Annotated in this window: 12 protein-coding genes; 4 read left to right on the top strand and 8 right to left on the bottom strand. The window is 64.1% G+C overall.

Features of this window, described 5'->3' with window-relative positions:
- Positions 1 to 126: 126 nt before the first annotated feature.
- On the top strand, positions 127 to 759 hold the full coding sequence (locus FG486_RS11845) for a TetR/AcrR family transcriptional regulator (protein WP_066283049.1): 633 nt from the start codon (positions 127 to 129) through the stop codon (positions 757 to 759).
- Here FG486_RS11845 and FG486_RS11850 read toward each other — a convergent pair.
- On the bottom strand, positions 756 to 1,538 hold the full coding sequence (locus tag FG486_RS11850; RefSeq protein ID WP_241695705.1) for a ubiquinone biosynthesis protein COQ4: 783 nt from the start codon (positions 1,536 to 1,538) through the stop codon (positions 756 to 758). The genes FG486_RS11845 and FG486_RS11850 overlap by 4 nt on opposite strands.
- 676 nt (positions 1,539 to 2,214) lie before the next feature.
- Positions 2,215 to 3,099, bottom strand: a complete 885-nt coding sequence (locus FG486_RS11855) for a LysR family transcriptional regulator (RefSeq protein ID WP_181267627.1) — start codon at positions 3,097 to 3,099, stop codon at positions 2,215 to 2,217.
- Between the two features lie 219 nt (positions 3,100 to 3,318).
- Between FG486_RS11855 and FG486_RS11860 the strand changes: the two genes are divergently transcribed.
- From FG486_RS11860 to FG486_RS11870, 3 genes are read left to right on the top strand one after another with little or no spacing between them, the layout of a single operon-like run.
- On the top strand, positions 3,319 to 4,014 hold the full coding sequence (locus FG486_RS11860) for a type 1 glutamine amidotransferase domain-containing protein (protein ID WP_181267628.1): 696 nt from the start codon (positions 3,319 to 3,321) through the stop codon (positions 4,012 to 4,014).
- Positions 4,015 to 4,016: 2 nt separating this feature from the next.
- Complete coding sequence (locus tag FG486_RS11865; RefSeq protein ID WP_181267629.1) at positions 4,017 to 4,472, top strand: VOC family protein; 456 nt, start codon at positions 4,017 to 4,019, stop codon at positions 4,470 to 4,472.
- A complete protein-coding gene (locus FG486_RS11870; RefSeq protein WP_206678385.1) occupies positions 4,472 to 5,578 on the top strand; it encodes an NADH:flavin oxidoreductase/NADH oxidase in 1,107 nt (368 codons plus the stop codon). Before FG486_RS11865 ends, FG486_RS11870 begins: the two co-directional genes overlap by 1 nt.
- Before the next feature lie 625 nt (positions 5,579 to 6,203).
- On the opposite strand, the gene FG486_RS11875 is transcribed toward FG486_RS11870, so the two are convergent.
- Genes FG486_RS11875 through kdpF form a run of 6 tightly spaced genes read right to left on the bottom strand, consistent with a single transcriptional unit; the run spans position 6,204 to position 13,899 of the window.
- On the bottom strand, positions 6,204 to 6,887 hold the full coding sequence (locus tag FG486_RS11875; RefSeq protein ID WP_181267631.1) for a response regulator transcription factor: 684 nt from the start codon (positions 6,885 to 6,887) through the stop codon (positions 6,204 to 6,206).
- On the bottom strand, positions 6,880 to 9,525 hold the full coding sequence (locus tag FG486_RS11880) for a sensor histidine kinase (RefSeq protein WP_181267632.1): 2,646 nt from the start codon (positions 9,523 to 9,525) through the stop codon (positions 6,880 to 6,882). Before FG486_RS11880 ends, FG486_RS11875 begins: the two co-directional genes overlap by 8 nt.
- Before the next feature lie 11 nt (positions 9,526 to 9,536).
- Positions 9,537 to 10,091 carry a potassium-transporting ATPase subunit KdpC gene (kdpC, locus tag FG486_RS11885; RefSeq protein ID WP_181267633.1) on the bottom strand — a complete coding sequence of 185 codons (555 nt, stop codon included), beginning with the start codon at positions 10,089 to 10,091 and terminating at the stop codon, positions 9,537 to 9,539.
- 26 nt (positions 10,092 to 10,117) lie between these two features.
- Complete coding sequence (kdpA, locus tag FG486_RS11890) at positions 10,118 to 11,776, bottom strand: potassium-transporting ATPase subunit KdpA (protein WP_181267634.1); 1,659 nt, start codon at positions 11,774 to 11,776, stop codon at positions 10,118 to 10,120.
- Positions 11,777 to 11,794: 18 nt separating this feature from the next.
- Positions 11,795 to 13,810 (bottom strand): potassium-transporting ATPase subunit KdpB, encoded by a 2,016-nt coding sequence (gene kdpB / locus FG486_RS11895; protein ID WP_181267635.1) that lies wholly within the window; start codon positions 13,808 to 13,810, stop codon positions 11,795 to 11,797.
- Entirely contained in the window at positions 13,810 to 13,899 is a 90-nt protein-coding gene (gene kdpF / locus FG486_RS11900; RefSeq protein ID WP_116969614.1) for a K(+)-transporting ATPase subunit F, read from the bottom strand. Before kdpF ends, kdpB begins: the two co-directional genes overlap by 1 nt.
- Positions 13,900 to 14,259 lie beyond the last annotated feature (360 nt).

Genomic DNA, 14,259 nt, shown 5'->3' on the forward strand with positions numbered 1-14,259 from the left:
AGCTAGCAACGCGGTATCGAACAGCAGCCGCTGGTTCGCTCAAAGCCATGCCTCTCCCAGTGATTCCGCAGCGACCAGAACCAGACGGAAGTTGCGCCTGATCGCCGCACGATGTTAAGCATAGGCATGAAAGGTTCCGACACCGTCCTGCGCGCCCGTCCGAAACAGGCGCGCAGCCGCGAGACGATGCAGCGTCTGCTTGATCAGGCAGAAGCGTTGTTGGTCGAGTTTGGCGTGAACGGCTTCAACACGAATCTGCTGGCCGACCGTTCGGGAGTGGGGCCGCGCGCGGTCTATCGCTATTTTCCCAACAAATGGGCTGTGCTCACTGAACTGGTAGAACGTTCCTGCGAGCGCGAGAGGCAGTGGATCGGGAGCTTCCGCGCGCTTCGGGCAGGTACTGACTGGCGACGTATCAGCGACCGGATGGTCGACAGCTTCTATTTTGCTGCGCGGCGAAGCCCGGTTTATGCATTGCTCCGCGCCGCCTGCCAGGTCTCTCCACAGCTTCAATCGGTCGACGCGCGTCATATTCTGGCCCTCGAGACGAATCTTGCGGCCGCCCTGGTGGATCTCGGGGTTGAACTCGATGCGATGCGGCGCGGCGTGATCTGCCGGATTATCATCGAGACATCTGGTCGGGTGATCGATTTGGCGCTCAAGGCCGAGCCTGAGGAGGCGGCGCTCCTGATTGCCGAGCTCAAAGGCATGATTCACAGCCTCGTGGCTCCCCACATCGCCGAGCCCGCCGAGAGCTAGATCGGTGCCGTAACCGGACGAGCCGGGCCGCCGATGCGGTAGGGATCGATTCCCTGTTCCCGCAGGCGCGCGTGTGCACGCCTATAGACACTAGGCTCACCGATCCCCATTCGCCGCCGCGCCGCTGCCAGCGGTTCAGCGAGCAGGGCACTGATGTTTTGGCGGAAAATCGCCTGCGCCGCGCGCCCGTTGCGCCGAGCCTCGGCCACCGCACCGATGAAGGGCGCGCGGCCAGGCACCCTCAACGCGAATTCGGCGGTGCCCGCCCAAGCAATGATCGTCTCGGTCCAGTCGCGGTACTGCCCGCTGGTGAAGCCGAGTACGCATTGCTCGCCCAGAGGATCGCGGCCATAGCCGGTCAGGACATGAGCGAGATCATGCGTGTCTCGCAGGCGGTTGACGAACCATTGCATCTGGTCTGCATATTCGACCTGACCCGGAAACCGGCTCGCAGCGACCAGTCCAGCTGCGGTCAGCCCCTCGGTCCGCATGAAGGCGACATACGCGTGGGCGACGCTGTCCGGACCGAAAGCCAGCAGGCGCTCATGGTCGTCGAGCAACGGAGCGAGTGCAGGTTCACTGGTCATCAAATCCTGTCCCAGACTGCTGAGGCAGAAGTCCACGCCGATGCGCCTCGTGCTCCGGTTGGGAAGACACTCGCCCATCAGAAACACTTGCGCGGTATCATCAGCATTGCGGGCCAGGGCTCGGAAGTGATGCAGCGCCTGCAATGGGCGCATTCGTCGAGGCGGGCGATCGGGATGGAAGGCAGGCATCATGGTGTCAAGGCTCCAATCTACGAGTCCGGCCGTCTAAAAAAGAAAGTAATGACTTCCAAAATGTGTGTCAATCGCTATGTGGCAAGGTCTTCAAAAGCTACGCATTCACCCGCGAACTTGGAAAAAACTGTGCGGCATCTGCTCGCCGTCGATGCGGAGTAGCTTGCCGCACTGACCAGCGCGCCCGGGTCGAGAACATACAAGTTGCAGAATGCTGCTGCAGGGCTGAGGCTGATTTAGGCGGTCATGATTGCATAGGTTCCAACGCATTGGCCGAGGCCAAACCCGCGCCGGAGCTCGTGATGGCGAGGCCGAATATCAGATGCAGGCAAAAGCTGCCGGTCGCCGGGCCTTCAACGCCTGATCAGCTCCTCGGACTGCGCAAATCCAGCGTGCCAATGAACTGTGGAGAGGGGCAGTTGTGGCCTCCGATTCCGCGAAAAGCATCCAGTGTCCTAGGCCCGAGAGCATCGCATCGGCGGGCCCCCTTTGACTTGGTAAAGGCCTGGTCGGTTAGGGGGGCATCAAATTCGCTTCCTCCCAATCCTTGATCAACTGCACAGACATGCTTAGGCCCGGGCGATTTGCCCGTAGTTGCCGGCGCGTGCTCATCATCTTGAGCGCTCAGGTTACCCCACGAGCCAGAAACTGGGGTTCACCAATGGGTTGGCGGAACCTAAGGTTTGTCGGCTAAGGCGGTGATCAACGCATCGCGTGCAAAGGCGACGCGCGGGTGGCGCAGGGACGATTTGGCCCAGACGAGATAGAATGCGTTGGTCGGCACGTTCACCGGCGCCGCGATTTCGACAAGGACGCAAGCAGCGCGCTGGGCATCCGTGAGATAGCTCGGCAGCACCGTCCACCCCAATCCCGCGCACAAGGCGGATCGCAAGACTCGAAGATCGGGCGCGGTCAGCGCAGGGGGGCGCGACACTTCGATGCTGTTCGCTTCGAGCCAGTTCCTCACCAGCGGCCGGTCAAGATCGTAGGCGAGATGCGGCACGGTATTGAGAGCATGTGCCAGAGGACTTCGCCCGATCTGCTCGGCCACCGAGGGTGCCGCCACTGCCCGCAGATCTTCAGTGCCGACTTTCTGATAGGCGAGCCGCGCGTCATCCGGCTGTGAGGCTGTGAACCCGAGGTGCACCCTGTCATCAAGCAGCATGGCGTAAAGCGCATCACGCCCGCCGATATGCAACCGCAGATCGAGCCCCGCCGCAATCAGGGGGCCTAGCCTCGGCGTGATCATTTCGCCCAGCATATCGGATGGTGCGGCGATGTGGACGGTCCCCGAGATTCTGATCGAGCGGGCACGTGCAGCCGAGAGCGCGGCTTCGGCTGTATCGAGACTGCCGCCGATGGAGAGCGCGAGATCGTCGGCGATGGCCGTGGGCCGCACTCCGCGCGAATGCCGGTCGAATAGCGGGTGGCCAAGCTGCGCTTCCAGCGAGGCGATATGCTGAGAGGCGGCGGGCTGGGTGAGGCCGAGCGCGCGTGCCGCATCGCTCAGCGAACGGCGTCGGTAAACTTCGACAAAGGTGCGCAGCTGCTGGAGAGACATTCCCGTTCCATAAAACAATTTATGCCTGACCGCTATTCCTCTTGGATTTCCTGATGAAACCTTCGGCCTATCTGGGTCGTCCATCGAAGGAGCCAACCCATGCAAGACCGACGCACTTTTCTGACAGGCATGAGCTCGCTCGCCATGGCGGCGGCGGCATCGCCGCTATCGACCGCACATGGTCGCTCGATCCATCTCCATGACAAAGGACCCAAAGCAATGACCCGCATTCTGATGATTGCCACCTCGGCAGACCGCATGATCCCCGGCACCGAACCGACCGGCGTGTGGCTCGAAGAACTCACCACCCCCTATTACGCCTTTCGCGACTCCGGGGCCGAGGTCACGCTTGCCTCGATCAGGGGCGGCGCGATCCCGGTCGATCAGCGCAGCGTCAATGCCGATGGCGAGAACGATGCTTCTGTCGAACGCTATCTCAAGGACGAGGCGCTGAAGGCCGAGATTGCAAGCACGCCGGCGTTCACCAGCATCGATCCCGACGGGTATGACGCGGTGTTCCTGCCGGGCGGCCACGGCACGATGTTCGACTATCCGGTAAGCGAGGAACTGGCGCGGCTGGTCGAGCGGTTCGACCGCGAGGGCAAGATCGTTGCTGCGGTCTGCCATGGCCCGGCGGGACTGGTCTCCGCGAAGAAGCCCGACGGCACACCGCTGGTCGCAGGACGCCGCGTTGCCGCTTTCACTGACAGCGAGGAACGCGCGGTCGGGCTCGACAATGCCGTTCCCTTCCTGCTGGAAACGCGGATGAAGGAACTGGGCGCGAAGCACGAGGCGGGCCCCGATTTTCAGCCCTTTGCCCTGCGCGATGGCAATATGGTGACGGGGCAGAACCCCGCCTCGGCCACCCGCACGGCGCAGCTGGTGATGGAAGTTCTCAAGGAAAAGGCAGCCTGATCATGCACTATCTTCACACCATGCTGCGGGTCAGCGATCCCGAAGCGACGCTGCGCTTCTTCGAATTGCTGGGCCTTAAGGAAACCCGGCGGATGGAGAGCGAACGCGGGCGCTACACCCTCTTTTTCCTGGCTGCCGATGAGGACCATCGCGGCGAGGGCGAGCGCGGCAGAGCCGAGGTTGAGCTGACCTACAACTGGCCGCCCGAGGATGGCAGCACGCCCGAGGCCTATACCGGAGGCCGCAATTTCGGTCACCTCGCCTACCGCGTCGACGACATCTACGAAACCTGTGCCCGGCTGCAAGCCGGCGGCGTGACGATCAACCGGCCACCGCGCGACGGGCACATGGCTTTCGTGCGCTCGCCAGACGGCATCTCGATCGAGCTGCTTCAAAAAGGTGAGCACAAGGCCCCCGCCGAGCCCTGGGCCTCAATGCCCAATACGGGAGAATGGTAATGGCGCAATTGTTCGAACCGATCGAGATTGGCGGGCTGCAACTCGCCAACCGCATCGTGATCGCGCCGATGTGCCAGTATTCGGCCGAAGATGGCGCGATGAACGACTGGCACCAGATGCATCTGGGCCATCTGGCGATGTCGGGCGCAGCCGCGCTGACCATTGAAGCCACCGCGGTCAGCCCGGAAGGCCGCATTACCTATGGCGATGTCGGTCTGTACGACGACCGCACGGAGGACGCGATGCGGCGCGTGCTGCAAAGCGTGCGCCGCTGGTCGGACATCCCGCTCGTCATCCAGCTTGCCCATGCAGGCCGCAAGGCAAGCTGCGCCAAACCCTGGAATGGCGGCGCGCAGATTCCACCCACTGATGCCAATGGCTGGCAAACGGTTGCGCCAAGCGCGCTTGCTTTCAAGCAGAGCGATCATCCGCCCGTAGCGCTCGATCGCCAGGGCATGGACCGCATCATCGCTGCCTTTGTGGACGCGGCGCAGCGGGCGGACCGGTTGGGACTCGATGGGATCCAGATCCACGCCGCGCATGGCTATTTGCTCCACGAATTCCTTTCGCCGTTGTCGAACGCGCGCACGGATGAATATGGCGGCAGTCTCGAAAATCGGATGCGCGTACCGCTCGAGGTGTTCGACGCGGTGCGTGCAGCATTTCCCGCCGACAAGCCCGTCACTGTGCGCGTGTCCGGCACCGATTGGGTCGAGGGCGGCTGGACGCCTCATGAAACCGCAGTCTTCGCCCGTGAACTCGAAGCCCGCGGCTGTGCCGCGATTCACGTGTCAAGCGGCGGGCTCGATCCGCGGCAGGACATTCCAGTGGGCCCGGGCTACCAGGTACCGCTGGCCCGCACGGTCAAGGATACTGTGAACATGCCGGTTATCGCCGTGGGCCTCATCACCGATCCGCATCAGGCCGAACAGATCATCGCGCGCGGCGAGGCCGACATGATCGCGATTGCGCGCACGGTGCTGTGGGACCCCCGCTGGCCGTGGCACGCCGCCGCTGCGCTGGGGGCATCGGCCAAGGCACCACCGCAATATCTCCGCTCCGAGCCGCGCGAAGCCGGGCGCATCCTCAAGGAAATGAAGCCATGAGACGCTCCATCAAACTTGTGCTCGCCGCTGCCGGCGTCGTTACGCTTGCGGCCTGCTCGACCACCCCGGAAGCCACCTGGCAGATTTTGGTTATTCGGTAGTCATATAATTTGAGAAATTAACGTCGACAGGGCAAAAATCGGTGGCCCCATTTTGGGGTTGAGGAAGGACGAAATACCGGTCCGATCGGTTCATTCAGCGAGATCAATTGGACAAAAAAATCGTTAACAGCGTCCGGGAATAGTCACAATTTTTGACTAGAACACTAATGAGATCACATGCTTACTAAAATTATGGGGGCAAATTTGGGAGCAAAATCGGATATTGGAGATAGTTTATGACAAAAAACAATAAATTAAAGCAATGTTGGGGTCCCATAGGCGCACCAGCGCTCCTCTCCGAAACATTACAAGCTCCTTGGGGACAGTTTCCGTCGTTAGCGCAGGACCTGTTTGCTGTCCGGTTCGTCGCCAGCAAGACATCCACGGATCTCGGACAACTGCGAGAACTCCGTTTAATGATAGCGGAAAATGGCACCCCGGCCTGATCGGGCGCACTCTTTCCCATGGACACGGTAGTGCTCTGCGCGGCACCCATCAGTTGGCCAACGCGCTCCACGCAGTCGTCAGGTCACCGAGATGCGATAGCCGATGCCCGGCTCGTTGACGATCAGCCTGGGGTGGGTCGGGTCCTGTTCGATCTTGCGACGCAGCGCCCGGACGGCAACCCGCAGATAATCGAGATCGTGGCGGTGCGCCGGACCCCAGACTTCTTCCAGCAGCCGGTCATGCGTGATGACCCGGCCTGGTCGGTCGGACAGCGCCCAGAGCAGGTTGAATTCCCGCGGCGTCAGATCGACCTGCGCGCCGCGAATGGTCACGCGGTGGGTGTCGCGGTCGATGCTGCCTTCGAGGAACTGGCGCTTCGCGCTGTCCGCCTGTGGGCCGGCCTTGCGCCGGAGCGCCGAGCGGATGCGGGCGAGCAGTTCCTCGCTGTCGAATGGCTTGGTCACGAAATCGTCCGCACCGAGATCGAGTGCGGCGACCTTCTCGTCGGTGGCGTCCCTTGCGGTCAGCACGATCACCGCGATCCCCCGCGCGGAGAGTTGCGGGACGATTTCCAGACCATCGCGGTCAGGCAGACCCAGATCGAGCAGTGCAACAAGCGGGCTGGGTTCCATCGTCGCAAGGCGCAAGCCTTCAGCCGCTGTGCCGGCTTCGACATGCGACAGCGCATTGCGTTCGAGCGCGCCAATCAGCAGCCGCCGGATCGCCGGCTCGTCATCGATGATCAGCACGTCGTTACGCATCGGCACCTTGGTCCAGCCTGGCCACCCCTGTCAGCGGCAGCGCAATCTCGAATACCGCACCGCCACCCTCGCGGTTCGATGCGGCGATGCTGCCCCTTACGGCCTCGACAAAGTTCTTGGCAATCCACAGGCCGAGGCCAGAACCGCCGACCCGGTCGCTTCCCTCAAGCCGGTGGAAGCGATCGAACATGCCGTGCTGGTCGGCAGGCAGGCCGGGTCCCCGGTCGGCCACGCGGCAGATCAGGGCATTGGCGTGGAGAAGCAGCTCGACATCGACGCGGCTGTCAGGCGGCGAGAATTTCAGCGCATTGTCGATCAGGTTTATGAGCACGTGCCGCAGCAGCAGCGGATCGCTCTGCACCAGCGGGCAGTCCTCATCGATGCTGGCCTTCACGCGGCTTCCCGGCCGGTCCTGGCGCAGATCGCGCAGCACGGCATGGATGATGTCGGTCAGGTCCACGCTTTCCCATTTCGGCTCGATCGATCCGTCCTCTATCCGCGAGGCTTCGAGCAGATCGTTGAGGAAGCGTTGCAGCCGGCGCGTCTCACTGCGCGCGATGCGCACCTCGTCGGCATAGGCGCCCTCGGCCGGGATGGCTTCGGTCGCGGCTATCACGGCGGTGAGCGGCGTGCGCAGGTCATGCGCGATGCTGCCGAGCAGCGCCCCGCGCAGCCGGTCGCGCTCGCGCAGACCATCGACCTGCCGCGCTTCGGCTTCCAGCACCAGCCGCTCGTGCGCCAGTGCCGTCTGATCGACCAGTGAGGCAAGCAAGGTCGCGTCATCGGGCCGGATCACCCGCTCGTTGCTCGATCGCGCCACGCCCAGCGCCCCCATGGTGCCGAGTGCGGTCTTGAGCGGGTGGAATTGCCAGTCCGCCGATGCCAGCGTTCCGGTGTCGCGGCCAGCCGTCTGGCCATGCTCCAGCGCCCAGCGCGCGGCGGTCTCATCGACCATTTCGAGTTGCGCAAAGTCCTCATTGCCGCGCACGACGACCGCGCCGTCTTCCAGCGACACGATCATCGCCTGCACATCGAGCAGATTGCCGATTTCCCGACAGGCGACCCTGGCGGTCTCGTCACGGTCGGACAGAGCACCCATCAGCCCGGCGAAGCGGGCGAGCGAGGCATTGAGCCGGGCGACCCCGGCGCTGGTTTCGGCCTGGCGGCGCACCTTGCCCGCCAGCGCACCGATCACGCCTGCAACCGTCGCCAGCACAATGAAGGTGACCAGATCCGCCGGGCTGTGAATCGATAGTGTATAGAGCGGTTCGATAAAGAAGAAATTATAGCCCAGCGCTGCCCAAAGCGCCGCCCAGAGCCCGGCCCGCATCCGCAGGAACATCGAAGTGATGACCACTGGAAACAGCAGCAGCAGATCGATTGCGCCGGGGGCGATCCACGGCTTAAGCAGATACAGCACGCCCACGACGGCGGCGACGGCGAGAAAGGCGATGGCATTGTCGCGCTGCGAATAGGGATCATAAGCCCGCACTGGCTTTTCGTCAGCCTCGTCGAGCGGAACAACATGCACCGGAATGCTCCGGGCATGGCGGATGACATCCTGCGCCACCGATCCGTGTCGCCATTCGAACCAGCGGCTTCGCCTGCTCTTGCCGATGACGATCTGGCTGGCGCGCAGTGCACGCGCCTGTTCGACCAATGCCTGGCCGACATCCTGCGCCGCGACGGTCATCAGCGACGCGCCGAGCGAGGATGCCAGTGCCAGATTGTCGGCGAGCTGCTCGCGCTGGCTGCCCGCGACGCCGCGCGCGCTCGCGCTCTCCACGACGACCGCAGTCCAGGGCACGTGCAGCAGATCGGCCATGCGCTTGGCCTGGCGCACCACGCGCGCGCCGCCTCTGCCGGGGCTGACCGCCACCATCAGGCGCTCGCCGGAAACGAAATCAGCCCGCTCGCCGCTCAGTTCGAGCTGGCTGCTGAGCCGGCGGTCCACATTATGCGCGGCGAAGCGCAGCGCCAGTTCGCGCAGCGCGGCGAGCTTGTTGGGCGTGAAGAAATTGGCGAGCGCGCGGCCCGCGGTGTCGGGCAGATAGACCTTGCCCGCGCGCAGCCGCTCGATCAGCGCCTCGGGCGGCAGATCGACGACGATCAGTTCGGCGTCTTCCAGAAAGCTGTCGGGAATGGTCTCGCGCACCCGGATATGCGTGAACCCCGCGACCAGATCGTTCAGGCTCTCGATATGCTGGATGTTGACCGTGGAGGCGACATCGATCCCCTCGGCGAGCAGTTCGGCGACATCCTGCCAGCGCTTGGGATGGCGGCTGCCCGGCGCGTTGGTGTGCGCCAGTTCGTCCACCAGGATCAGGCTGGGCCGCCGGGCCAGCGCAGCGTCGAGATCGAACTCCTCGAGCCTGTGCCCCTGATGCTCGACCGAACGCCGGGGCAGGATCTCGAACGGGGCGAGCAGTGCCTGGGTTTCGCCCCGGCCATGGGTCTCCGCGACCCCTATGACCACGTCCTCGCCCTCGGCCTTGCGCCGGGCGGCCTCCTGCAACATGCGATAGGTCTTGCCGACGCCGGGGGCCGCGCCGAGATAGACGGTGAGCTTGCCCTGCTGCTCAGCCCTGGCCATGCGCAGGAAGCGATCGGCATCGCGCTCGGGAAGGGCTTCGTTCATCGCTTCCAGCCTTAGCGGCCCAGCTTGTCGAGTGCCATATTCAGCTCGAGCACATTAACGATCCGGTCCGGGGCGAACGCTCCACCGGGGGCAAAGGCGAGGCGATCGATCACGGCCTCGACGCTGCGTACCGGCAGACCGCGTGCAGCGGCGACACGTCCGGCCTGATAGCGCGCACCGGCGAGCGAGATATGCGGGTCAAGCCCACCACCGGATGCTGCGACAAGATCGGCCGGGATCGGATCGTCCTGCGCGGCGGCGTATCGCGACACGGTTTCGGCGGCGCGCTGCTTCAGCTTGTCGCTGGTGGGCGACAGGTTGCTGCCCATCGCCCCCATGCCGTTGTAATCGGCGGCCGAGGGACGCGGCCAGAAATAGCGATCCTGCGTGAAATTCTGCGCGATCAGCCGGCTGCCGATAGGCCTGCCATCCTGCACGATGATCGATCCATTGGCCTGGAAGGGCGCGACGGTCTGAGCAAAGCCTAGGACAACCGCGCCATAGGCCAGGACGCAGATCAGCAATGTCGCGATCCACAGCCGCAGCGAGGGGAGGATATGATTCATGATGGTGTTCCTTGTCTGGCCTGGCTTCAACGCATCAGCGTGACATGTTCGGCGATCGGTCCGAGTGCCGCAGCGGGGAAGAAGGTGAGCGCGCCGAAGATCAGGATGGTGATCAGCAGCATGATACCAAAGGTGTTGCCTTCCACGCTCAGCGTGCCCGCGCTCTCGGCGCTGCGCCGCTTGGCCATCAACGATCCGACGATAGCGAGCGGAACGAGGATCGGCAGATAGCGGCCGATGAGCATCACGATGCCCGTCGCCCAGTTCCAGGGCGCGGTGTTGTCGCCGAGTCCCTCGAAGCCCGAGCCATTATTGGCCGCCGACGAGCTGAACTCGTAGAGGATCTCCGAGAAGCCGTGCGCGCCGCTATTGGCGAGCGTATCGACACCCCAGCTGGTCGCCGCGAACAGCGCGGTGCCGCCCAGGATCAGCACCGGGTGGCTGATCAACGCCAGCACTGCCAGCCGCATCTCGCGCCCCTCGATCCGGTGGCCGAGATATTCCGGCGTGCGACCGACCATCATGCCCGCCACGAACACCGCGACGATGATGTAGAGGAACATGTTGATCATGCCGACGCCGACGCCGCCAAAGGTCTCGTTCAGCCACATGCCGGCCATCGGGACCAGCCCTGCGAGCGGGTTCAGGCTGTCATGCATCGCGCCGACCGAGCCGTTGCTGGTCGAGGTGGTGATCGCCGCCCAGAGTGGGCCGGTGGTGGCACCGAGGCGCAGTTCCTTGCCTTCCAGATTGCCCACATTCTGTTCGATCGGCAGGTCGGCAAAGGCCTGGCTCGGCGTAGCCTCGAAGGCGATGACCGCCGTGATCTTGACCAGCAGCAGCGCCGCCATCACGCCGAAGATGGCTCCGGCATGGCGGATGCGTCCGATCATCCGGCCGAACATCCAGACGCAGGCCATCGGGATGATGATGATCGCGAACATCTCGATGAAATTCGCCCAGAGCGTCGGGTTCTCGAACGGGTGCGTCGAATTGGGGCCGAAAAAGCCGCCGCCATTGGTGCCGAGCTGCTTGATCGCGACAAAGGCTGCGGCGGGGCCACGCGCGATGGTCTGCGCTGCGCCTTCCAGCGTCGTCACCTGCGCTGCCCCTTCCAGCGTCATCGGCACGCCCGATGCCGCCAACGACAGAGCCACGACCAGCGCGATCGGCAGCAGCACGCAGAACGCGGCGCGTTGCAGGTCGATGAAGAAATTGCCCATGCTCGGGTGGCCTGCAATCCCCCGCGCCAGCGCGGCGAGCGCGGCGATGCCGGTCGCGGCGGACACGAACTGGAGCCACATCAGCCCGGCCAGCTGCGCCAGATAGCTCCAGGTGCTCTCGCCCGAATAATGCTGGAGATTGGTATTTGTCACGAACGAGGCCGTGGTGTTGAAGATGAGGTGGATCGAGGCTGGTCCCTGGCCGTCCGGGTTGAGCGGCAGCAGGTGCTGAAGCGAGAGCAGCGCGAACACGAAGGCGAACATCACCGCGTTGAAGACCAGCAGCGCGACCGAATAGGCTTTCCAGTCCTGGTCCTTCGACGAACCGGCAATGCGTGCGAACAGTATATCGGCCTTGGCGTAGCGACCGGAGAAAAGCGCCGCCATGAACCGGCCCAGCGGCCAGGAGAGCAGTGCGGCACCGCCGACGATCAGCGCGACGGTAAGCAAGGATGCAAGCATGATGAAATGTCCTCTCGCTCAGGCCAGGCCGAGGCCGGCAACGGCGATGTCGATGAGCTTGATGCCGATGAACGGCGCGACCACGCCGCCCAGGCCATAGATGCCCAGATTGCGCAGCAGCTGGCTGGCGGCGGGCATCGGTCGATAGGCCACGCCCTTGAGCGCCAGCGGCACCAGCAGCGGAATGATGATCGCGTTGAAGATGATCGCGGACAGGATCGCGCTCGACGGCGTTGCCAGCCCCATCACGTTGAGCACGCCCAGCGATGGATAGAGCACGACGAAGATCGCGGGCAGGATCGCGAAATACTTTGCGACGTCATTGGCGATCGAGAAGGTGGTCAGCGCGCCGCGGGTCATCAGCAGCTGCTTGCCGATGCCGATGATCTCGATCAGCTTGGTCGGATCGCTGTCCAGATCGACCATGTTGCCCGCCTCGCGCGCGGCCTGGGTGCCGGTGTTCATGGCGACGCCGACATCCGATTGCGCCAGCGCGGGCGCATCGTTGGTGCCGTCGCCGCACATCGCGACCAGCTTGCCGCCGGCCTGTTCCTTGCGGATCAGCGCCAGCTTGTCCTCCGGGGTCGCCTCGGCGAGGAAGTCGTCCACCCCGCTTTCGGCCGTGATCGAGGCGGCGGTGAGCGGATTGTCGCCGGTGATCATGACCGTGCGGATGCCCATGCGGCGGAGTTCGGCAAAGCGCTCGCGGATGCCCGCCTTGACGATGTCCTTGAGGTGGACGACGCCGAGCAGCCGGTTGCCATCGGCGACGGCCAGCGGCGTGCCGCCCGACCGGGCAATGCCCTCGGATGCCTGACGCAGCGCGGCGGCAGCGGTCGGATCGGCCTTGTCGCCCAGTCGCCGCAGCACGGCATCGACCGCACCCTTGATTAGCGCGCGTTCGCCGATCATCAGCCCGCTTACCCGGGTCTGCGAGGTAAAGGCGATGGGTTCTGCCCCTTCGGGCATCGCATCGCCGTCGCCCGCCAGCGCCACGATCGAACGGCCCTCGGGCGTCGTATCGGCCAAGCTCGAGAGGCGCGCAGCCGCGACCAGATCGCCAAGGGCCACGCCTGGCAGCGGCACGAACTCGCTCGCCTGCCGGTCGCCGATGGTGATCGTGCCCGTCTTGTCGAGCAGCAGCGTGCTGATATCCCCCGCCGCCTCGACCGCGCGGCCCGATTTGGCGAGCACGTTGAAACGGATCAGCCGGTCCATGCCCGCAATGCCGATCGCCGAGAGCAGTCCCGAGATGGTGGTGGGAATGAGCGCGACGAAGAGCGCAATCAGCACCGGCACGGCAATCTCGCCCCCAGCATAGGCGGCAAAGGCAGGAAGGGTGCCGACGGCGATCAGGAAGATCAGCGTTAGCCCGGTGAGCAGAACGGTCAGCGCGATCTCGTTGGGCGTCTTCTGGCGGCTGGCCCCTTCGACCAGCGCAATCATGCGGTCGAGAAACCCGCTGCCGGGTTCTGCCGTGACCTTGATGTCGATCTGATCGGCGATGACCATGGTGCCTGCGGTCACCGCAGACCGGTCGCCTCCCGCCTCGCGGATGACCGGCGCGCTCTCGCCGGTGATCGCCGCCTCGTTGACCGAGGCCACCCCGGCGATGACCTCGCCATCAGCGGGAATGAGCTGCCCCTGGATGACCCGCACCACATCACCTGCGTGGAGCTGGGTCGCCGGAATCTCCTCGACGGAGCCATTCTGCAACAGCCGATAGGCGACAAGCTGATCCTTGGTGGAGCGCAGCGACTGTGCCTGCGCCTTGCCGCGCCCTTCGGCCAGCGCCTCGGCAAAATTGCCGAACAGCACGGTCAGCCAAAGCCAGAAGACCAGCTGCCCCTCGAACAGCGGATCGCCGCTGCCGATGGCCAGATTGCGCACCATCACCACGGTGGCGACGGCAGCCACCACGGCAGTCGTGAACATCACGGGGTTGCGCACTAGCGTGCGCGGGTCGAGCTTGACGAAGGAATCGCGCAGGGCCGGGACCACCAGCTTGCGCTCGAACAGGGATGCGCGCTCCATCAGAAGCGCTCCGGGGTCATCAGGACGACGACGAGATAGACGAGCAGGCCGACGGCAACGATGCCGGCCAGCGCAAGATCGAAGGACATATGAGCTCCTTGTTTAGCGGAGCGTCAGGTGCGCCTCCGATGCGTGAAAATGCGCGGGGCAAAAGCCGCCCGCGGCATGAAAAACGCATGAAAATCGCTTTGTTCACTCGGCATCGGGCGCGGGTTTCACGAGGATTTCATGTCGCAAGGCGTTGATCCACATGGATGTTTCACGTTGCCATGCGCCATCGGGCCGCCAGCAAGATGCTTCTTGCCCAGACGAGAATTGTCCCGCCGGACTCGTCGAAACTCATGCCCCGGGGCTGGCTCAAATGCCGGTCCCGGGGTGCCTTTTCGGCTCACCAGTGATCATGGCTTCGTCCACTCCGCCACAGCCTGTTGCTGAGGCTTCTGAGCTTC

This window comes from Blastomonas ursincola (assembly GCF_013607875.1).
Classification (GTDB): Bacteria; Pseudomonadota; Alphaproteobacteria; order Sphingomonadales; family Sphingomonadaceae; genus Blastomonas; species Blastomonas ursincola.

Bases quoted from the DNA above. Each gene is read 5' to 3' on its own strand.
- kdpA (WP_181267634.1), bottom strand. From the start codon at position 11,776: ATGCTTGCATCCTTGCTTACCGTCGCGCTGATCGTCGGCGGTGCCGCA.
- FG486_RS11875 (WP_181267631.1), bottom strand. From the start codon at position 6,887: ATGCGTAACGACGTGCTGATCATCGATGACGAGCCGGCGATCCGGCGG.
- FG486_RS11865 (WP_181267629.1), top strand. From the start codon at position 4,017: ATGCACTATCTTCACACCATGCTGCGGGTCAGCGATCCCGAAGCGACG.
- kdpB (WP_181267635.1), bottom strand. From the start codon at position 13,810: ATGGAGCGCGCATCCCTGTTCGAGCGCAAGCTGGTGGTCCCGGCCCTG.
- kdpF (WP_116969614.1), bottom strand. From the start codon at position 13,899: ATGTCCTTCGATCTTGCGCTGGCCGGCATCGTTGCCGTCGGCCTGCTC.
- FG486_RS11850 (WP_241695705.1), bottom strand. From the start codon at position 1,538: ATGATGCCTGCCTTCCATCCCGATCGCCCGCCTCGACGAATGCGCCCA.
- FG486_RS11860 (WP_181267628.1), top strand. From the start codon at position 3,319: ATGACCCGCATTCTGATGATTGCCACCTCGGCAGACCGCATGATCCCC.
- FG486_RS11870 (WP_206678385.1), top strand. From the start codon at position 4,472: ATGGCGCAATTGTTCGAACCGATCGAGATTGGCGGGCTGCAACTCGCC.
- FG486_RS11855 (WP_181267627.1), bottom strand. From the start codon at position 3,099: ATGTCTCTCCAGCAGCTGCGCACCTTTGTCGAAGTTTACCGACGCCGT.
- FG486_RS11845 (WP_066283049.1), top strand. From the start codon at position 127: ATGAAAGGTTCCGACACCGTCCTGCGCGCCCGTCCGAAACAGGCGCGC.
- FG486_RS11880 (WP_181267632.1), bottom strand. From the start codon at position 9,525: ATGAACGAAGCCCTTCCCGAGCGCGATGCCGATCGCTTCCTGCGCATG.
- kdpC (WP_181267633.1), bottom strand. From the start codon at position 10,091: ATGAATCATATCCTCCCCTCGCTGCGGCTGTGGATCGCGACATTGCTG.